The sequence below is a fragment of the Rhodoferax sp. GW821-FHT10B06 genome (genome assembly GCF_059415605.1).
The window spans coordinates 104,554-123,315 of record NZ_JBWKNO010000014.1; the positions used below are offsets into that span (position 1 = coordinate 104,554).

At 64.0% G+C, this 18,762-nt stretch carries 16 protein-coding genes; 3 read left to right on the forward strand and 13 right to left on the reverse strand.

All coding sequences use genetic code 11. From position 1 onward, the window contains the following. Positions 1-185: 185 nt before the first annotated feature. On the forward strand, positions 186-1,775 hold the full coding sequence (locus AC07O2_RS19605; protein WP_495077419.1) for a methyl-accepting chemotaxis protein: 1,590 nt from the start codon (positions 186-188) through the stop codon (positions 1,773-1,775). A gap of 76 nt (positions 1,776-1,851) precedes the next feature. Here the strand turns inward: AC07O2_RS19605 and AC07O2_RS19610 are convergent, their stop codons facing one another. The 11 genes from AC07O2_RS19610 to AC07O2_RS19660 all read right to left on the reverse strand — a co-directional run bounded on the left by AC07O2_RS19610 (position 1,852) and on the right by AC07O2_RS19660 (position 15,021). After that, a complete protein-coding gene (locus tag AC07O2_RS19610) occupies positions 1,852-2,481 on the reverse strand; it encodes a LysE family translocator (RefSeq protein ID WP_495077420.1) in 630 nt (209 codons plus the stop codon). Further along, positions 2,478-3,983 carry a sensor domain-containing diguanylate cyclase gene (locus AC07O2_RS19615; RefSeq protein WP_495077421.1) on the reverse strand — a complete coding sequence of 502 codons (1,506 nt, stop codon included), beginning with the start codon at positions 3,981-3,983 and terminating at the stop codon, positions 2,478-2,480. The genes AC07O2_RS19610 and AC07O2_RS19615 overlap by 4 nt, the downstream gene beginning before the upstream one ends. A 144-nt stretch (positions 3,984-4,127) precedes the next feature. Further along, positions 4,128-5,696, reverse strand: coding sequence for a putative bifunctional diguanylate cyclase/phosphodiesterase (locus AC07O2_RS19620; protein ID WP_495077422.1), 1,569 nt, complete (start codon positions 5,694-5,696; stop codon positions 4,128-4,130). After that, positions 5,693-7,183: an ATPase domain-containing protein gene (locus AC07O2_RS19625; RefSeq protein ID WP_495077423.1), complete on the reverse strand. Its 1,491-nt coding sequence runs from the start codon at positions 7,181-7,183 to the stop codon at positions 5,693-5,695. The genes AC07O2_RS19620 and AC07O2_RS19625 overlap by 4 nt, the downstream gene beginning before the upstream one ends. Beyond that, the gene (locus AC07O2_RS19630) at positions 7,176-7,484 is read right to left on the reverse strand and encodes a hypothetical protein (RefSeq protein WP_495077424.1); all 309 of its coding nucleotides are present in this window, start codon (positions 7,482-7,484) and stop codon (positions 7,176-7,178) included. The genes AC07O2_RS19625 and AC07O2_RS19630 overlap by 8 nt, the downstream gene beginning before the upstream one ends. A gap of 515 nt (positions 7,485-7,999) precedes the next feature. After that, on the reverse strand, positions 8,000-9,193 hold the full coding sequence (locus AC07O2_RS19635; RefSeq protein WP_495077425.1) for an MFS transporter: 1,194 nt from the start codon (positions 9,191-9,193) through the stop codon (positions 8,000-8,002). Positions 9,194-9,213: 20 nt separating this feature from the next. Beyond that, positions 9,214-10,293, reverse strand: coding sequence for an ABC transporter ATP-binding protein (locus AC07O2_RS19640; protein WP_495077426.1), 1,080 nt, complete (start codon positions 10,291-10,293; stop codon positions 9,214-9,216). A gap of 150 nt (positions 10,294-10,443) precedes the next feature. Next, a complete protein-coding gene (locus tag AC07O2_RS19645; RefSeq protein WP_495077427.1) occupies positions 10,444-11,343 on the reverse strand; it encodes a carbohydrate ABC transporter permease in 900 nt (299 codons plus the stop codon). 2 nt (positions 11,344-11,345) lie between these two features. Beyond that, entirely contained in the window at positions 11,346-12,260 is a 915-nt protein-coding gene (locus AC07O2_RS19650) for a carbohydrate ABC transporter permease (RefSeq protein ID WP_495077428.1), read from the reverse strand. Between the two features lie 72 nt (positions 12,261-12,332). Further along, positions 12,333-13,574, reverse strand: a complete 1,242-nt coding sequence (locus tag AC07O2_RS19655) for an ABC transporter substrate-binding protein (RefSeq protein ID WP_495077429.1) — start codon at positions 13,572-13,574, stop codon at positions 12,333-12,335. A gap of 85 nt (positions 13,575-13,659) precedes the next feature. Next, positions 13,660-15,021 carry a GH1 family beta-glucosidase gene (locus tag AC07O2_RS19660; protein ID WP_495077430.1) on the reverse strand — a complete coding sequence of 454 codons (1,362 nt, stop codon included), beginning with the start codon at positions 15,019-15,021 and terminating at the stop codon, positions 13,660-13,662. A gap of 157 nt (positions 15,022-15,178) precedes the next feature. Between AC07O2_RS19660 and AC07O2_RS19665 the strand changes: the two genes are divergently transcribed. After that, positions 15,179-17,143, forward strand: coding sequence for a sensor histidine kinase (locus AC07O2_RS19665; protein ID WP_495077431.1), 1,965 nt, complete (start codon positions 15,179-15,181; stop codon positions 17,141-17,143). Next, positions 17,140-17,787: a response regulator gene (locus tag AC07O2_RS19670; RefSeq protein WP_495077432.1), complete on the forward strand. Its 648-nt coding sequence runs from the start codon at positions 17,140-17,142 to the stop codon at positions 17,785-17,787. Before AC07O2_RS19665 ends, AC07O2_RS19670 begins: the two co-directional genes overlap by 4 nt. A gap of 83 nt (positions 17,788-17,870) precedes the next feature. Here the strand turns inward: AC07O2_RS19670 and AC07O2_RS19675 are convergent, their stop codons facing one another. Both AC07O2_RS19675 and AC07O2_RS19680 read right to left on the reverse strand, forming a co-directional pair. Continuing rightward, a complete protein-coding gene (locus AC07O2_RS19675) occupies positions 17,871-18,167 on the reverse strand; it encodes a DUF4148 domain-containing protein (protein WP_495077433.1) in 297 nt (98 codons plus the stop codon). A 146-nt stretch (positions 18,168-18,313) separates the two neighbouring features. Beyond that, on the reverse strand, positions 18,314-18,610 hold the full coding sequence (locus AC07O2_RS19680) for a DUF4148 domain-containing protein (RefSeq protein ID WP_495077434.1): 297 nt from the start codon (positions 18,608-18,610) through the stop codon (positions 18,314-18,316). Positions 18,611-18,762 lie beyond the last annotated feature (152 nt).

The following is an 18,762-nucleotide window of genomic DNA, read 5'->3' on the forward strand; positions in this document are numbered from 1 at the left end:
CAAGGCGTTGGCAACCGTTTTTCAAGTGCGCAGAGCGATGGACCGGCTCCTAGGTGTATACACCTGCATAGTCCAGTTCGTGTATTCGCGGCTTTCCTCCTCGCGCTGGGCGTGGCAGGATGGATGTTGCGTCAACGCCCTGCGGGGGCGGGTGAACTTTATTTTTATAGAAAGCAGGTGTCCACATGCAATTCCTCAAAAACATGAAGATCGGCCACCGCTTGGCGGCGGGCTTCGCGGTCGTCATTGGCTTGCTGGTGGCGATGGCCGCCGTGGGTATCAGCCGCATTGATGCGGTCGACGACAACACCGAAATCATCTTGCACGACCGCTACCACAAAGTGGCGTTAGCGCAGACTATTGAAAATGATGTTAACCGGCAATCGCGGGCACTGCGCACCGCCTTGATTGCGTCGGATGCAGCCGTGGTGCAGGGTGAACTGGTCAAGGTCGAGGACTCGGCCGTTGCGATCGCCAAGGCGGCAGAGGAGTTGCAAAACACGGTGCACAGCGATAAAGGCAAAGCGGCGCTCAGCGCCATGCTGGAGGCGCGCGAAATTTTCAAAAAGCACGAGCAGCAACTGTTGGACATGATCAAGACCGGCAAGATTGACGAGGGCCGTAGCTACCTGGTCAAAGAGATGCTGCCGCCGCAAACCGTCTATCTGTCAGCCATTGAGGCATTTTTGAAGAGCCAGACCGATGGCATGGAGGCGTTTGGCGTCCAGGCCGCTGCCATGGCCCATAGCGCTAACGTCATGATGCTGGTTCTTGCAAGCTGTGCCACCTTGTTGGCGGTAGCTCTGGCCTACTTGCTGACAATGTCGATCACGCGGCCGATCGGCAGGGCGGTGCAGGTGGCGCAAACCGTGGCGTCGGGTGATTTGACTTCTGTCATCCAGGTGGACTCCACTGACGAAACCGGCCAGTTGCTTACTGCGCTGCAGACTATGCAGGCCAGCCTGTTCGACGTGGTGGGGCGGGTGCGCCAGGGGGCGGACAGCGTGTCGAACGCCAGCGCGGAGATCGCTACCGGCAACCATGATCTGTCGGGCCGTACCGAGCAGCAGGCCAGTGCGCTGGAGCAGGCGGCGGCGTCCATGGAAGAGCTGAGTTCCACCGTGCGCCTGAACGCAGACAACTCGCGCCATGCCAACACGCTGGCGCTGAACGCTTCCCATGTGGCGACTCGCGGCGGAGCGGTGGTGAGCCAGGTGGTGGACACCATGAAGGGCATCAACGACAGCTCGAAGAAGATCAGCGACATCATCAGCGTGATCGACGGCATTGCCTTCCAGACCAATATCCTGGCCTTGAACGCCGCCGTGGAAGCTGCCCGCGCGGGCGAGCAAGGCCGTGGCTTTGCCGTGGTGGCCAGCGAGGTGCGCAGCCTGGCCAGCCGCAGCGCCTTGGCGGCCAAGGAAATCAAGGCCTTGATTGGCGACAGCGTGGAGCGGGTGAGCCAGGGCACGGCCCTGGTGGACCAGGCGGGCAGCACCATGAGCGAAGTGGTGCAGGCCATCCAGAAGGTGACCGAGATCATGGGCGAGATCAGCACCGCCAGCTCAGAGCAGGCGCAGGGCATGTCGCAAATGGGCGAGGCGGTGGTGCATATGGACCAGGCCACGCAGCAGAACGCGGCACTGGTGGAAGAGATGGCCGCTGCGGCCAGCAGCCTGAAGAGCCAGGCTACGTCCCTGGTGCAGTCGGTGGCGGTGTTCAAGCTGGGCAATGGCGGCACGGCGGCCAGCCCGCAGATTGCGTTTGCCCGGTAGTTGTTGTAAGCAAAAATAGCTGCCAGCGCAGGTACTACCTGCGCTGGCAGCTATTTTTTTGGTAGCAACCGGAAGCTTAGTTGCGTACGGTGGCCATCACGGCGGCAAAGCCTACGAACACACCGCCGGTGGCGCGGTTGAACATCTTCAGCACGCTGGCGCGGCGCAGAAAGTTGGCCAGCGTCTTGCCGCTGCCGGCATATACCAGGTACCAGCCGGCCTCGATCACCGCAAAGGTCAGCAGCAGCACCGTGAACTGCGGCAACTGGGGGGCGCTGGCGTCCAGGAATTGCGGCAAAAAGGCCACGGCAAACAGAATCGCCTTGGGGTTGCTGCCGGCCACCAGCACGCCCTGGCGGAACAGGCTGGCGTTGCTGGGCACGACGCTGGCTTTGGCAACGCTGCCATCCGCCTCCTGGGCCACCGGTGCGCGCCAGCATTGGATGCCCAGATAGGCCAGGTAAGCGGCGCCCAGCCAGCGCAGGGTGTTGAAGACGGTCGGGAAGCTTTGCAGCAGCGCGCCCAGGCCGGCGGCCGAGATGCCCATCATCAGAATCATCACCACCATGCAGCCGGCCATGGTGGCCAGCGCGGCCTGGAAGCCGAAGCGGGCGCTGGAGCTCATCACCAGCAGCATGTTCGGCCCTGGCGTGGCCGACACCAGAAAGGTCATCATCAAAAACAGCCACCAGGTGTGCAGGCTCATGGGGGTACTCCAGCAGGGTTTGTGGATGGGATTGTAGAAGCCAGCACCACCTGGTTGCGACCCTGGGCCTTGGCCTGGTAGAGCGCCTGGTCGGCTTGTTGCACCAGGCTGTCCATGGAGACGTCGGGGCTGGGTACGACCAGCGCCACACCCAGACTGGCCGTGAGCACGCCAAACGGCGAGCGCGCATGCGGCAGGGCCAGGTCTTGCAGCGTCTGGCGCACGGTTTCGGCGATCTGCAGCGCCTCGGCGGCGGTGGGGCCTTCGCAGAGCAGCACGAATTCTTCACCGCCGTAGCGGGCCACCAGATCGCCAGCGCGGCGAAACTGCGCGGCCAGTACCTGGGCTGTGTGGCGTAGGCAGTCGTCGCCGGCCAGGTGGCCGTAGTGATCGTTGTATTTCTTGAAGTAATCCACATCCAGCATGACCAGCGCCAGGCTTTGGTGGCTGCGGCTGGCGCGGCTCCAGGCGCTGGCCAGCACTTCGTCGAAGCGGCGGCGGTTGGCTATGCCGGTCAGGCCGTCGGTGGCGCTCAGAGCGGCCAGCTGGGTGTTGGAGGTTTCCAGTTCCCGCGTGCGTGCGCGCACCTTGTCTTCCAGCTCGCGTTCATGCGCCTTCAGCTCGGCCAGCAGAATGGCAAAGCCTATGCCCACCGTGCACAGCGTGAGGATGAACTCCTGCGCGCGCACGATCTCCAGGTGCACATCCACCGCGCCAAACGGCTGGTGGCCGGCCGTCAGCACCCAGGAGGTGGCCCAGGACACCAGCGCCACGGCCAGCACGGTCCAGCGCACGCCAAAGCGCACCGCGATGTACAGCACCGAGGGCAGCAGCAGGTCGGGCGTGGCCGATACACCGCGGATTTCACCCCCATGGGCCGAAAACACCAGCGCCGCCAGGCCCAGGCTGATGAGCAGCACCACGCAGTCGCGCGGCTTGAAGCGGATGCTGCCGGGCGGTGGCGTGAACGATGAGGACAGGGACAGCAGCAGTGGCGTGTAGATCAGCAGGCCCAGGCCGTCGCCAAACCACCACAGGCGCACCAGGGTGAGGTAGGGCGTGCTGGTGGCATGCAGGTTTTGCAGCACCGCGGCAGCCAGAAGGCTGGCGAACAGGGCCGCCACCACCGGCCCGGCGACGATGAAGCGGCCAAAGTCACGAAAGCTCTGCAGCCCCATCGAGGCCCGCATGCGGCGCATCATCAGAAAAGCCAGCACCACCTCGGTCAGATTCACCAGGCTCAGCAGCACCGCGCCTTGCCAGCCAAATACCCCCAGGTTGGCAAGCACATCGGTGCTGAAGGTCAGCGCCGCCATGGCCCAGGCGCGCTGGCCCTGGTAGCGCAGCAGGGCGGCCAGCAGCACCGCATTGGGTAGCCACACCACGACCTCCTTCTCGGGGGTGACAGCGGCCAGAAAGGTCAGCTTCAGGCTGGCGAAATGCAGCAGCGGCAGCAGCAGATACAGCTGCCAGGGGGGATGGTTGGGGCGAGAGACGGGCAAGATGGGGCGGCGGGGGTTGGGACCGCTCTATCGTATAAGACGCGCAAGACTTTCCGGAACACAGGCCATTTAGCCCTCTGGCGCAGGTAATTCCTGCGCTGGTAGCTATAAATTAAATAGCAGAAGACGACAGTCCTGCAAAGACTAGGATGACCAGTCCCCGGCCGCGAAGGCCTTGGCATGCAAGGGGCGGCTGAAAAAGTAGCCCTGGCCCTCCAGGCAGCCCTGTGACTTCAGGTAGTTGAGCTGCTCGGAGGTCTCGATGCCCTCGGCGAGCACCCGCAGGTTCAGGCTCTTGCCCATGGCGATGATGGCCACCACCAGCTTGGATTCGCCGTTGTCGCTCTGGATATGGCGCACAAAGGACTGGTCTATCTTGATGGTGTCGATCGGGAAGCGCCGCAGATAGCTCAGGCTGGAGTAGCCGGTGCCGAAGTCGTCGATGGAGATGTGCACGCCCATGTCCTTGAGCGCCTGCAGCAGCAGAATGGTGGGCTCGGTGTGCTGCAGCAGCCCGCTTTCGGTCAGCTCCAGCTCCAGCAGGCCGGGGTTCAAGCCGGTTTCCTGCAGGATGGCTTGCAGGCTCGCCAGAAATCCTTTGCTGTGGAATTCCACGGCCGACACATTGACCGCCATCTGTCCGAAGGCAATGCCCTCGCGTGTCCAGGCCGCCGCCTGGGTGCAGGCCTCGCGCAGCACCCAGCGGCCTATCGATACGATCAGGCCGCTTTCTTCGGCAATGCCGATGAAGTGCTCGGGGTGCAGCAGGGTCCGGTCGGGCCGCACCAGGCGCAGCAAGGCTTCCACACCCAAGACCTGGTTGTCCTTCAGATTGATTTTGGGCTGGTACTGCAGCATAAAGCCGCCCTCGTCCAGCGCATGGTGCAGAGCGTTGTGCATGGACTGGCGCGCTACCGCCCGCACATTCATCTCCGGTGAGAACATCTGGTAGTTGTTGCGGCCGCTCTTCTTGGCGTAGTACATCGCCGTATCGGCGTCGCGCATCATGGCCTCGGCGTCCCCGCAGTCATCGGGGTAGATGGTCACACCGATGCTGAGCGTGACGTGCAGCCTGTGGTGCTGGATCAGATACGGCTCTGCGGTGGCTTCGATGATTTTCTGTGCCGTCAGCGTGGCGTCGTTCACCGAGTGGATCTGCGACAGCAGCACCACAAATTCGTCCCCGCCCTGGCGGAAGACCGAATCGGATTGCCGCACGCAGTCCTGCAAGCGCTTGGCCACGGCCTGCAGCAGTGAATCGCCCACCGCGTGGCCGAGCGAGTCGTTGATGTGTTTGAAGTGGTCCAGGTAGGCCAGTGCCACCCGGTTGCCTTGCCGTAGGGCCAGCGTGATGGCTTGGGCCAGCCGGTCGGTCAGCAGGGCCCGGTTCGGCAGGCCGGTGAGTTCATCGTGCTTGGACATGAAGCTCATCTGGGTGGCGGCGGCTTCGGCGGCTTCGGTGAGGGACTGCGCATGGATGGTCGCCACCACCAGGCGCTCGTTGGCTTCCACCAGCTGCGCGCTGGCGATCGAGGCCATTTCGTCCTTGATGAAAGAGCGGTCTTCCCGGGCCTGCACGGCGCTTTCGCGTTGCCCTATCGCCGTCTCGCCAGCCTTCAACGCCGCCTCGCGCTGGGCCAGAGCGGCGCGCCGCAGGTCCTCGTCGCTGTCTCCGGGCGCTGGCGGTGGGCCATCTATCCGATCGTGGGTCATGGCGTGGGGTCTCGTGGGGTGGGGGAGAGCGCATGCGTGCGCCGGGGGCGGCCGCTGAACAGGCCTTCGTGGTCGGCTACCTGGTCGCCAATACAGATGCCCTCGTCGCTGATGGTGTACTGCCGGATGGCATCGCTGTGGGCGCTGCCACGCACCTTCACCACGGCCATCACACGTTGCAAACGGCTGTCCAGCTCGATGTAGCGCTGCACGATGATGGCGTCGGTCAGGAAGGCCGAGCCATAGGGGCTGAAGCGCAGGTCGGTGTAGCGGTCTTCCAGCTCCGAGGTCATCAGCACCGTCACGCCCAGGCCCGACAGCACGGCCACCATGCGGAACAGGGCCTCTCGAAAATCGTCGCGGAAAGTGGGGGCCACCGTCAGCTCGAAGCCGGAAATGGAGTCAATCACCACCCGCTTGGCGTTTCTGTCGCGGATGCTTTGCAGCAGCTGCTGCACCACCTCGTCCACCGACAAGTCGCGCAGGCGGGTATTGATCAGGCCAATGGAGCCAGCCTGCACCAGGTCGTCGATGGTGGTGGTGCGCGAGCGGCTGGGGGTCTGCTCAAACGCGACGATGACCCCGGCCTCGCCCAGGCGCACGCCCTCGGCCAGGAAGGCCGTGGCCAGAATGGTCTTGCCCGAACCCGAGGGGCCGGCCACCAGCAGGGAGTAGCCATAGGGCAGCCCGCCGCCCAGCATTTCGTCTAACAGCGGCACCCCCATCGCCGCGCGACCGGTTTGGCGTGCATGGCCTTGTGCTCGGCTGGCATTGCTATCGTCCTGGATGATGGCCGAGGGGAAGATGTGCAGGCCGTCGTTGTTGATGCGGAAGGTATGTACGCCCGGGCTGGTGGCCTGGCCGCGCATTTTCAGCACCTGCATTTTGCGCACCATGGAATTGCGCTGCACGCTTTGCTCCAGCGACAAGATGCCGTCGGCCACGGTGAACACCGGGGGTGCATCGCGCTGCGGCGAATATTCGCCCACCAGAAAAGCCGTGACCTGCCAGCCCGACAGCGCCAGGCCCAGCTGGTGCACGAATTGCTGCATGCTGTCGGCCCCGCTGGCCATGCGCTGCGCCTCGATCATCACCGAGCGGAACGAGTCCACAAACACCAGCGCCGGGGCGTGCAGCCGAACCTCTTCCGCAATGCGCGCCAGCACCTGGTCAAAATGGCCCGAAGACACTTCGCTGCTGAGGTTAATGAAGCGGATGGAGCTGTCGATCTTGTCAAAATCAAAGAAGCTGAACTGCTGCTGGTAGCGCAACATCTTCCAGGCGGGCTCGCCGAGCACGGTGAAAAACAGGGCCGAGCGTTCGGGCGTGGCCAGCGCGAACATGGTCTGGTGGGCCAGGGTGGTTTTGCCGGCCCCGGGGTCGCCGACGATCAGGTTGAAGGAAAACTCCGGCAAGCCTCCGCCCAAGATCTCGTCCAGACCGGGCACGCCTGTGGCCAGGCGGCGTATGGTCACTTTGTCATTCATTGGTGTCTTTCTTTGCGGAGGCCGAGGTCGGGGCAATCCAGATGGCGCCCAGCAGGCGGTCGGTCAAGGAATCGCCAATCAAGGTATCTAGTAGTTCGGTGAAGTTCTCCAGCAGCAGACGGCTGGCTTCTATGCTTTCGCTGGCACTTTGGGTCTCCAGTGCTGCGATCAGATTCGGTAGCGGGTCTGCTTCTTTGCCTGGGTCCGAGGACGGCTGGAGCCAGCCGTGCTGCTTGGTGGTGAGGTACAGCGCCCGGTCCAGCAGCACGCCAACACCACGCCGGCCTACCACTTTTTCCAACGCGTCAGCGATTTGTTGCCAGGTGCTGGCAAAGGCCAGGGCTACCGCGCGCGTCGGTGCATTTGCCGATGCGGCGTGTCAAGGCTGTGGTGACGGCTTCACGCTTCATACGTTTCCCCGCTGTGCATGCCGTGCTTCGCTTCTAGTCCGTCAAAGAGAGAAGGCGCACGTAGCATGTATGGCCGCGTCTTACAGAAAACGCAGCCATGAAATCCATGGAGAAATCGGTGTCCTGGAGGTCTGACACCGGAAGATGTTGCCGCTTGGGTGGGCAAGCGCAGGTATGAAACGAAGCTTTACGCCAAATTTACGCCAAAAGGCCTATTTCCCGCACTGTAACTGACCCCACTCAGAGGTATTTGTCATATTAGGTGAATTTACACCGCGCGGATATTGGATTTAATGTAGTTTGATGTAGGACGGCAAGCTGTCCACAGCTGCATGCGCAGCATTTAAGGGCCATGATGGTTCTTAGTCATTTTGGCCTCTAGCGCAGATATTACCTGCGCTGGTAGCTATATATTTTGTAGTGCCAAGGGTGGCGGCTGCCAGATACGCTGCAGGGCTGGCAGCAGCGCCAGGTACACCGCCGAGAACAGCACAAAGGCGATCGACAGCACCTGGGTGGGGAAGGCGGCATGCAGCGCCAGGAACAGCGCAATGCCCGCCATGCGGCCCGCGCCCAGCGGGATCTCACGCACCACGATGTAGTCCAGCTTGTGCTGTGCGTAGTCGGGCGCGGACTCGATGGCGGCGTAGCTCCAGGCCATCAGGCTGGTGGTGATGAGGTTGAAGCCTATAGCGCTGGCCACGCCATAGGCCACCAGGCTGGCGGTCTGCGGCAGCAGCGCCAGGCCCAGCGATGCCACAAAAACCAGCACCGCGCCGCTGGCGTAAATGCCCATGCGGTGCCGGGCCTGTGAGCTGCGCGCCAGGGCAATGCTGGACAGCAGGCCCACCAGCCCGACCAGCGCGCTGTAGGCGCCCATGGCCAGCTCGTCCTGCAGGATGGAATAGGCCATGATGGTCACCAGAAAGCTGGTGTACGAGCCCTCCACCATGGCCGAGCCCACGCTGACCCACAGCATGCCGCGCCAGCGCGGCTGTCGGTTGCGCCAAGCGCCCAGCAGATTCGACTGGCGGGCCAGCGGCTGACCCTGCACCCGGTACGACCACCAGGCGGCCACGGCAAAGGTCAGTAGCGACAGGCCGAACACGGTGAAGTAACCCGTCGGCCCGGCGATATGGCGTATCAGCCAGCCCGACAGCAGCGGCGCCACGATGGCGGCAAAGCTGGTGAGGAAGTTGGCGGCGTACAGAAAGCGGTCGCGCTGCGCGTCCTGCGCGTTCTCCAGAAACTGCATGTGCTGGCCGATGACGAAGAAGCTCACCGCCAGGCCGAACAGGCCACCCAGCAGCACCACGTGCCGGGCACAGTCCTCGCGCAACCAGAGGATGGTGGCATAGGTCAGCATGAACATTAGCAGCCCCATGCGGCTGCTGGCCATGGGCGAGGTACGCCGCGCGTGCAGGCTGCACAAAGGAAAGCTCAGCAAAATCGCCGCCGAGCTGCTCAGGCTGTAGCTGGCCTGGGTGAGCAGCGAGCGGTCAATGTTCCAGATGTACAGGTTGACGAACAGGCTGGACAGGCCGACCGCAAAGGCCTGCAACAGCATCAGGACCAGAAAGCGGCGGGCATTCGCGTGCATGGGCATACTCTGCCTATAGGCTATAGCCGTTGGCCGCTTTCGGTGTCAAACAGCGACACCCGCTGTGCATCGCAACGCAGACCCAGGCTGTGGCCGCGCTGGTGCGGTGTGTGGCTTTCTGCCACCACCGACACGGCGTTGCCGCCCAGGTCCAGCCACAGCACCACGCTGGCACCCATGGGCTCGGCCAGGGTTACCGTGGCCTGGCCGGCCGATGTGTCGGGCGCGGTGAGCTGGATGTGCTCGGGGCGTATGCCCAGCACGGCCGGCTGGTTGGGTACAGGCAGGGTGGCGAAAGGGTAGGCGCTGACGTCCACGGTCAGCGCGGGCGCGCGCCACAGCAGGCGGCCGTCTTCGCCCACCAGCTTGCCTTCCAGAAAATTCATGGTGGGCGAGCCCAGAAAGCCTGCCACGAAGCGGTTCACCGGCCGGTCGTAGACCTCGGCGGGCGTGCCGATTTGCTGGATCTTGCCGTCGCGCATCACGGCGATGCGGCTTGCCAGGGTCATGGCCTCGGTCTGGTCGTGGGTCACGTAGACCATGGTCTTGCCGATGTCGTGGTGCAGCTGCTTCAGCTCGCGGCGCAGCTCGTTGCGCAGCTTGGCGTCCAGGTTGCTCAGCGGCTCGTCGAACAGGTACACGCCGGCCTCGCGTACCAGGGCCCGGCCAATCGCCACCCGCTGGCGCTGCCCGCCGGACAGCTGCGAGGGCTTGCGCTGCAGCAGCGGCTCCAGGTGCAGCATGGCGGCGGCGTTCTTGACGCGGCGGGCAATCTCGTCTTTGGCAATGCCGCTGATGCTGGGGCCGAAAGACATATTGCGCTCCACGCTCATGGTGGGGTACAGCGCATAGCTTTGGAACACCATGCCGATGGAGCGGTCCTTGGGGTCGGCCCAGGTCACGTCCTTGCCGCCAATGTGGATGGCGCCATCAAACACGTCGATAAGCCCGGCAATGCTGTGCAGCAGGGTGGACTTGCCGCAGCCTGAGGGGCCCAGCAGCACCAGAAATTCGCCGTCCAGAACCTCCAGGTCCATGTCTTGCAGGATGTCCACATTGCCCAGGCGGATGTGGAGTTGTTGGATCGAAACGCTAGCCATATTTATTGATTCCTCTAATTCTTGTAAATGCCCAACGGCGGGTGCTGAACCACCCTTCCAGAAACACCGCAGAACTGGCTCCGCCAGGCTGCAGGTGTTGCCCCCTGAAAGGGGGTTGGCGAAAAGCGCTTGCGCTGTAGCCTGGGGGTGTTACCCCTTCACTGCGCCGGCCGCGATACCGCGTACAAACCAGCGACCGGATATGAAATAAATGAACAGCGGCACCGAAGATGTGAGGATGGTGGCCGCCATATTGACGTTGTACAAACGCTCGCCGGTGGTGGTGTTGATGATGTTGTTCAGCTGCACCGTCATGGGCAGGTTCTCGCGCCCCGCGAACACCAGGCCCAGCAGAAAGTCGTTCCAGATATTGGTCACCTGCATGATCACCGCTACGATGATGATGGGGGTGGACATGGGCAGCATCAGCTGGAAGAAGATGCGCCAGAAGCCACCGCCATCAATGCGCGCGGCCTTCACCAGCTCTTCGGGCAGCGACGCGTAGTAGTTGCGGAACAGCAGCGTCATCACCGGCATGCCGAAGATGGTGTGCACCAGCACGATGGCCGGCAGCGTGCTGAACAAGCCCAGCATCGACAAGCCACGCACCAGCGGGTACAGATGCACCTGGTAGGGAATGAAGGCGCCCAGCAGCAGTACCGCAAAGAACCAGCCCGCCCAGGGCCTGCGCCAGTAGGCCAGCGCATAGCCGTTCAGCGCACCCATGAAGATGGACAGGGCCGCACTCGGGATGACGATCTTCAGCGAGTTCCAGAAGCCGACCTGTATGCCCTCGCACTTCAGGCCGGTGCAGGCACTGGTCCAGGCTGCCACCCAGGCGTCCAGGCTGGGCTGGCTGGGCAGGGCAAAGATCTGGCCCAGGCGGATTTCTTCCATGGGTTTGAGCGAGGTCACCACCATCACGTACAGCGGCAGCAGAAAGAACACTGCGCTCATCAGCAAGAAGGCGTAGATGCCCACACGCGCCGGCGTCAGCCAGGGCTGTGGTGGACGCGGCTTGCGCACCTTGGGTTGGGAAGTTGTCGCCATGTTCAATGCCCCTTGCTCTGTGCGCGTTCAATTCTGTTTTTGGCATACAGCCATGGCAGCAGCAGGACCAGTACGGTTAGCAGCAGCACCACGGAGGCGGCCGAGGCCAGGCCGATATTGGCGCGGTTGAACAGGTAGTCCATGATGAATTTGGCCGGCACCTCGCTGGCAATGCCAGGGCCGCCGCCGGTCATGGCCACCACCACGTCAAACACCTTGATCACCGCCAGCGACAGCAGCACCGCAGCGGTGGCTACGCTAGGCGCAATCATGGGCAGCACGATGCTCAGGTAGACGCGCCAGACGGGTATGCCGTCGATGCGCGCGGCCTTCCATATCTCTTCGTCCACACCGCGCAAACCTGCCAGCAGCAGGGCCATCACCAGGCCGGCGGATTGCCAGATGGCGGCGATGGCGATGGCGTAGATCACCTTGTCCTGGCTGATGATCCAGTCGAACTCAAAGTTGGGAAAGCCCAGCTGGCGCACCGCCTCCTGCAGGCCCAGGCCGGGGTTCAGCATCCACTGCCAGACCAGGCCGGTGGCCACGAAGCTCATCGCATAGGGGTATAAAAAAATGGTGCGCAGCAATCCCTCGCCGCGCACCTTCTGGTCGATAAACACGGCCAGTAAAAAACCGAGTACCAGGCAGGCCAGCACAAACACCAGACCAAACACCGCCATGTTCTGTAGCGACAGCGTCCAGCGCTCGGTGCTGAACAGGCGCTCGTACTGCGCCAGGCCCACGAAGTTGCTGCTGGGGAATGTCTTGGAGCTGGTCAGCGAGATGGCGATGGACCACAGCACCGTGCCGACGTAGCACAACAGCACGGTCAAGACCATGGGCAGCAGCGCCAGGTTCAGCGCCCAGTTCTGGCGCTTGCCGCGGCGGCGCGCGGCGGGGGGAGAAGATGCCATTAAAAATCCTAGGGGACACACATGGGGCTGCAACAGGGATGCGGGCAATTGCCCAGCACCCCTGTGCGGCGATTAGCTCTTCATTGCGGTCTGAAGTGCCTTCACGACGTCATCCACCGACTGGTTGGTGTTCCAGTATTTGGAGATGATGTCGGTCAGCGGGCCCACCACGTCGGGCGGCAGAAGCATGTCGGGGTTGGCCAGGTGGCGGCTCTTGTCCTTCATGATGGCCAGGCCAGCCTGGGCGCACTGGTCCATCTTGCTGCTGTCCACATCGGTGCGGATGGGGATGGAACCCTTCTTGTTGTTGAACGCCACCTGGGTGGTGGCCGAGGTCATGGACGTGGCCAGCAGCAGCTGGGTCTTGATGGCAGCCGGGTCCTTGGTGCGTGGGAAGATGAACACGTCACCCGCGATGATGTAGGGCGACTTGGGGCCAAAGCCGGCAAAGCAGCCGAACTCCTTGCCCGCCGTCTGCTTGGCATTGGCGAACTCGCCCTTGGCCCAGTCGCCCATGATCTGGATGCCGGCCTTGCCGGTGATGACCATGGAGGTGGCGTCGTTCCAGTTGCGGCCGGGTGAGCCGGCGTCGGTATAGCTCTTCAGGCGCTTGAAGTCGGTCAGGATCTTGCGGAACGCGGGCGAGTTGATGGTGGCCGGGTCGCGGTCCTTCAGCACCTTCAGGTACATATCGGAGCCGCCTTCATGCGCCAATATGCTGTAGAAAGTGATGAACTCTTGCCAGCCCTGGCCGCCCAGGGCCAGGGGCACCAGGCCAGCGGCTTTGAGTTTGTCCAACGCGGCAAACAGCTCGTCCGGGGTTTGCGGCTCGGAGGTGATGCCAGCTTTTTGGAAGGCTGCCTTGGAGTACCAGAACCAGCTGGGCATGTGGATGTTGACCGGCGCGGCGTAGTAGTGGCCGTTGACCTTGATGCTGCTGACCACGGGCGCGGGCAGCATGCTGTCCCAGTTCTCCTTGGCTGCTACAGGGTCGATGTCGTTGAGCATGCCCTCTTTGATGATGTCCAGGTACTGCTGCGAGGTGTTGAACTGGGCCGCGGTAGGCGGGTTGCCACCGACGATGCGGTTAATGGCCGCGGCGCGGGCGTTTTCGCCCAGGGCGATGGCCGAGTCCACCCACATGCCGCCGGATTTGTTGAAGGCGCTGGCCATTTCCTGGATGGCGGCGGATTCGCCACCCGACGTCCACCAGTGGATGACCTCGGCCCGGTTTTGCGCCTGTGCGCCGGTGCCGGCTACGACCGCCAGGGTGGTGATGGCGCTGGCCACCAGGGTACGTGCAAATGTCTTCATGTAGTCTCCGTTTTTATAAAAAGGGGCTTGCCGCCCCGGGGCTGAAATGGCTGGCCCTTGCGCCCTGGGGCTGCAGGCCGGCCGTTTACGCTTGCTTGCGTTGCTGCAAAAAGGCTTGTACTGCATGGGCGCTGTGTTTGGGCGTGCGCACCTGGGTGGTGTAGTCCACATGGGTGATGCCGAAGCGGCGCTCATAGCCATAGGCCCATTCGAAGTTGTCCATCAGCGACCAGATGAAGTAGCCGCGCACGTCCACGCCGGCCATCATGGCTTCGTTCACCGCCATCAGGTGGCGCTCCAGGAAGCGGATGCGCTGCGGGTCGGCCACGCCGTTGTCACCCACGGAGTCGTCGCTGGCCATGCCGTTTTCGGTGATGTAGATGGGCGGCAGTGTGGGGTAGCGCGAGCGGAAGTCGATCAGCAGGTCGCGCAGGCCCTGGGGGTAGACCTCCCAGCCCATCTGCGTGCGCTCTACCGACATGTCGTGCGGGGCTTCGGTGTAGCGGCCATGGCCGTCGGCCTGCACTACGGTGCGGAAGTAGTAGTTGATACCCAGGAAGTCCAGCGGGGTGGAGATGGTCTTCATATCGCCTTCCAGCACCAGCGGCTCGGTGCCGGGCCATAAGCGGAAGATGTCCTGCGGGTAGCTGCCCTGCAGCAGCGGGTCCAGCACCCATTGGTTCTGCTGCGTCAGGCTCAGGTGGGCGGCGTCGCGGTCTTGCGGGCTGTTGCTGGCGGGGGTGGCCGCGCCGATGTTGCAGACTATGCCTTTCATGGACTGCGGGTCGTGCGCCTGCAGTGCTGGCAGGGCCAGGCCGTGGCCCAGCAGCAGGTGGTGCAGGGCCTGCGTGGTCTGGCGCAAGTCGGTGATGCCGGGCGCATGGCGGCCAATGCCATAGCCCAGGTAGGCCGAGCACCAGGGCTCGTTCAGTGTGGCCCAGGCCGTGACCTTGCCGGACAGCTCACGCGCCATCAGCTCGGCGTAGTCGGCAAAGCGGTAGGCAGTTTCGCGGTTGGCCCAGCCGCCCTTGTCCTGCAGGTGCTGGGGCAGGTCCCAGTGGTACAGGGTGACGTAGCTTTGCAGGCCCTTTTCCTGCAGGCGGTCCAGCAGGCGTTTGTAGAAGTCCAGTCCCTTGGCGTTGGGCCGGCCTTTCTCGTCCATCACGCGGGGCCAGGCGACGGACAGGCGGTAGGCGTCCACGCCCAGGTTGGCGATCAGGTCCACGTCGGATTCCCAGCGGTGGTAGTGGTCGCAGGCCACTTCACCGGTGTCGCCATGCAGCACGCGGCCGGGTTCGTTGCAGTAGGTGTCCCAGATGGAGGGTAGGCGGCCGTCTTCCTTGGAGGCACCTTCGATCTGGAACGAAGCGGTGGCCACGCCGATCAGGAATTCGCGCTGCGCGATCGCCGAGTTGGCGGGAATATTCAGAGGGGGAATGCTTGGCATGGTGCTCCGTGGAAGGTGGGTGGGCTTGGTTGGAGGCGATGGTAGGAGGGGGGCGCCGCCCCGTATGTCGGGAAAGTTTGACAATCGCACTATCGGTATCCCTGAGTGCCCGCAGGGCTACCCACCCGACAATGCGGCAAGCTTTTTTATGGTTCCCATGTCCGATCCAACCCCAACGCCAACCCCGACTCCGACCGAAGGTGCCGACGGCCTGCCCGGCGTGCACATCCACCCCCACCGCCTGCAGACCGACCCGCACTTCGGCCAGGGCACGGTGTGGCGCTGGCTGTCCGAGGCGGTGCTGCTGGACCCGCGCGGCGAGACCCAGGCCCAGTCGGTGGTGGCGGCCAACAGCCAGCGCGTGTGGCAGATGCTGCGCGAAATGCCGGTAGGCCTGGTGCTGTATGACAGCGATTTCCACGTGGTCTACCAGAACCGGGCCAGCGAGCTGATGACCGGCTTCAGCCAGGCCGAGGCCCTGGGTCGCTCGCCCGTGGGCCTGTGGATGCCCCAGGAGCAGGAGGCCAGCGCGCACGAGTCCCTGCGCCGCATGCGCCAGGGCCGCATCGCGCTGAACGGGCGCGGCATGCAGGTGCGCCGCAATGGCCGCGTAGCCTGGGTGCAGTGGTACACCACGCCGCTGTTCGACGGCGAGACCTTCATCGGCTATCTGGGCACGCATACCGACATCAGCGAAGAGCTGCGCGCCCACACCGCGGTCCGCGCGGCCAAGCAGCAGGTGGATTTGCTGGTGGACGCGGCGGTGGACATCGCCATGCTGCAGCTGTCGCCCACGGGCCTGGTGCAAAGCTGGAACCGCAATGCCGAGGCCCTGTTTGGCGTGGCCGCGCTGGAGGTGCTGGGCATGGACGTGCGCCCGCTGCTGGCCCAGACCCCGCACGAGCAAGCGCGTGTGCAGCAGATGCTGGACGGCGCCGCTGGTGGCGAGCGCATGGAGTTCGAAGGCTGGCTACCGCGCTGGCCGGGCAGCCGATTCTGGGGCAACTTGCTGCTGTACCCGCAGCGTGATGAAGAGGGCTCGGTCGTGGCCGTGGTACTGGTGGCGCGTGACTTGAGCGACCGCCGCCGGGCCGAGCAAAAGATCCGTGAGAGCGAGGCCCTGCTGTCCGCCATCGTCGCCACCACCAGCGACGCGATCCTGGGCCTGGACGCGCAGGCCTGCGTGGTGTTCTCCAACCCTGCCGCGCAGCGCATTTTTGGCCGCAGCGATGCGCAGCTGTTGGGCCTGCCGCTGGCCGAAGTGCTGCCGCTGGCTGACCTGCCCACGCTGATCGGCGCGGTGCGCACCCTGTCCGGCAAGCGCCACGGCGGCGCGGCGCTGCACCTGGAGGCCTCGGCGTCCGAGACCCGTGTCAACGGCGAGGTGCTGTTCACCCTGACCGCGCGCGACGTGACCGAGCGGGTCGAGTCCGAGCAGGCCCTGCTGCGCTACCGTGAACAGCTGTCGGCCCTGTCGCGCCAGCTGCTGGAGGCCGAGCAGCAGACCAACCGCCGCCTGGCACAGCTGCTACATGACCAATTGGGCCAGACGCTGACCACGTTGCGCATCTCGGTCGATGCCCTGCGCGCCCAGTTGCCGCCCACCTCCACCGAGGCCATCGACAAAAGCTGGAGCCGTGTCTCCAGCATGATCGACCGGGGCATGCGCGAGGTGCGCGAGGTGCTGGTAGAGCTGCGCCCGCCGCTGCTGCAGGAGCAGGGCCTGGGCGTGGCGCTGGACAACGAAATCCAGGCCGAGGCGGCGGGCCACGCCGCCGTGTCCATCCGCTTGCACATTCCGCCGACCATGGCCGACCGGCGCTGGAGCCCCGAGGTGGAATACGCCGTCTTCATGGTGGCGCGCGAAGCCATTGCCAATGCGCTGTGCCACGCCCAGTGCCAACGCCTTACGGTGGGCATCGAGCCCCTGGGCAGCCTGGGCCTGCGCCTGCTGGTGCAGGACGACGGCATAGGCCTGGGCCCCATAGGCCGCGCCGTGAAGCCCGGCCACCTGGGCTTGGTGGGTATGCGCGAGCGTGCGCAGGCCATAGGCGCTTCGCTGAGCGCGCGCAGTGCCGACAATGAGCGCGGCACCCTGATTGAACTGAACTACTCACCATGAACGATAGCGTGTATCTGGTGGACGACCACGCCATCCTGCGCGAAGGCCTGCGCGCGCTGCTGGAGCCGGCGGGCTTTGTGGTGGTGGGCGAAAGCGGCGACCTGCCCACGGCGGTGCAGGACATCGTGCGCGCACCGCCCGACTGCGTGCTGCTGGATTTATCGCTGGGCGAGCGCTCCGGCCACGAGCTGCTGGCCGAGCTGCAGCGCCGCAAGATTGGCAGCCGCGTGGTGGTGTTGAGCATGATGGCCCAGCCCCGCCAGGTGATGGACGCGGTGCGCATGGGCGCCACGGGCTATGTGCTCAAGGGCGCGTCGGGCGCCGAGGTCATCACCGCTTTGCGCCACGCCTGCAACGGACAGCATTACTGGAGCAGCGCCATCGAAAAAGTGGCCCAGGAAGCCCTGCGGCCGGCCGAGCCGAACACCCCGCTGGAGCCCTTGCACACCCTGTCGCAGCGCGAGCGCCAGGTGCTGAACCTGGTGGTGCGCGGCCAGCCCAGTAGCAGCATCGCCCACACCCTGAGCCTGTCGGCCAAGACGGTGGAAACCTACCGTTCGCGCGTGATGGCCAAGCTGGGGGTCAGCGACATCACCGGCCTGGTCCGGCTGGCGGTGAAAGAGGGGCTGCTGGACGGCGAGTGAGCTTGCATGAAAAAAGAGCTGCCTGCGCAGGTAAACCCTGCGCAGGCAGCTCTTTTTTTGATAGCACGTAGTGTGCGGGGCGATCAGCTGTGTTCGCGCACCAGTTGGCCGGCATCGCGGGCGGCAACCAGCTCGGCGCGCACTTCAGCGCGGGTCTTGCTGCTGCTGGAGGCCAGCACGGGGTACTGCTTGTCGTTGCCGAAAGGCGTGTTGCCGTCTTTCAGAGCTTGGGCGGCTTCGGCTTGTACTTCGGCGCGGCTCAGGGTGCTGGCGACCTTGACGTCAGGGTAGTTGTTGTCATTGCCGGCAAAAGCGGTGCTGGCGGCGGCAGAAGCCACGGCGATCAGGGCGGTGGCGGCGAATTTGAGATATGCGTTCATGGCGGATTCCTTTCAATAGCAGCATGGCTGGCCGCGCTGCATTACGAGATTTGCTGTGTGCCTTGTCGCTATGCAACCCCAGATTCGGATCGCATCGCACTCAAGGCACGTTTTATGGGTGGGTGGTATGCACAGGTAGCCGGGGCTTAGCTGTGTTCGCGCACCAGTTGACCGGCGTCGCGGGCGGCAACCAGCTCGGCGCGCACTTCAGCACGGGTCTTGCTGCTGTTCGATGCCAACACGGGGTACTGCTTGTCGTTGCCGAAAAGTGTGTTGCCGTCTTTCAGAGCTTGGGCAGCTTCGGCTTGTACTTCGGCGCGGCTCAGGGTACTGGCGACCTTGACGTCAGGGTAGTTGTTGTCATTGCCGGCAAAGGCACTGGTGGCAGCCACGGAAGCCAGGGCAATGAGGGCGGAAGCGGCGAACTTGGTAGAGATAGACATGGTGATTTCCTTCAAGGGTTTGGAAAAATGGGACTGCACGCAGTTGTTGTGTGTAGCCATGGTCGGCTGTGGCAGCGCCTGGTGGGGTGTTGTGTTTGCCGAATCCATGGACTGAACTTTAGGCCTCCAGAGTCGCTTGCGGCTCCAGCGGC

What these genes read in the sequence shown, in the direction of transcription:
- AC07O2_RS19605 (WP_495077419.1), top strand. Translation starts at nt 186, where the DNA reads ATGCAATTCCTCAAAAACATGAAGATCGGCCACCGCTTGGCGGCGGGC.
- AC07O2_RS19610 (WP_495077420.1), bottom strand. Translation starts at nt 2,481, where the DNA reads ATGAGCCTGCACACCTGGTGGCTGTTTTTGATGATGACCTTTCTGGTG.
- AC07O2_RS19620 (WP_495077422.1), bottom strand. Translation starts at nt 5,696, where the DNA reads ATGACCCACGATCGGATAGATGGCCCACCGCCAGCGCCCGGAGACAGC.
- AC07O2_RS19625 (WP_495077423.1), bottom strand. Translation starts at nt 7,183, where the DNA reads ATGAATGACAAAGTGACCATACGCCGCCTGGCCACAGGCGTGCCCGGT.
- AC07O2_RS19635 (WP_495077425.1), bottom strand. Translation starts at nt 9,193, where the DNA reads ATGCACGCGAATGCCCGCCGCTTTCTGGTCCTGATGCTGTTGCAGGCC.
- AC07O2_RS19640 (WP_495077426.1), bottom strand. Translation starts at nt 10,293, where the DNA reads ATGGCTAGCGTTTCGATCCAACAACTCCACATCCGCCTGGGCAATGTG.
- AC07O2_RS19645 (WP_495077427.1), bottom strand. Translation starts at nt 11,343, where the DNA reads ATGGCGACAACTTCCCAACCCAAGGTGCGCAAGCCGCGTCCACCACAG.
- AC07O2_RS19650 (WP_495077428.1), bottom strand. Translation starts at nt 12,260, where the DNA reads ATGGCATCTTCTCCCCCCGCCGCGCGCCGCCGCGGCAAGCGCCAGAAC.
- AC07O2_RS19655 (WP_495077429.1), bottom strand. Translation starts at nt 13,574, where the DNA reads ATGAAGACATTTGCACGTACCCTGGTGGCCAGCGCCATCACCACCCTG.
- AC07O2_RS19660 (WP_495077430.1), bottom strand. Translation starts at nt 15,021, where the DNA reads ATGCCAAGCATTCCCCCTCTGAATATTCCCGCCAACTCGGCGATCGCG.
- AC07O2_RS19665 (WP_495077431.1), top strand. Translation starts at nt 15,179, where the DNA reads ATGTCCGATCCAACCCCAACGCCAACCCCGACTCCGACCGAAGGTGCC.
- AC07O2_RS19670 (WP_495077432.1), top strand. Translation starts at nt 17,140, where the DNA reads ATGAACGATAGCGTGTATCTGGTGGACGACCACGCCATCCTGCGCGAA.
- AC07O2_RS19675 (WP_495077433.1), bottom strand. Translation starts at nt 18,167, where the DNA reads ATGAACGCATATCTCAAATTCGCCGCCACCGCCCTGATCGCCGTGGCT.
- AC07O2_RS19680 (WP_495077434.1), bottom strand. Translation starts at nt 18,610, where the DNA reads ATGTCTATCTCTACCAAGTTCGCCGCTTCCGCCCTCATTGCCCTGGCT.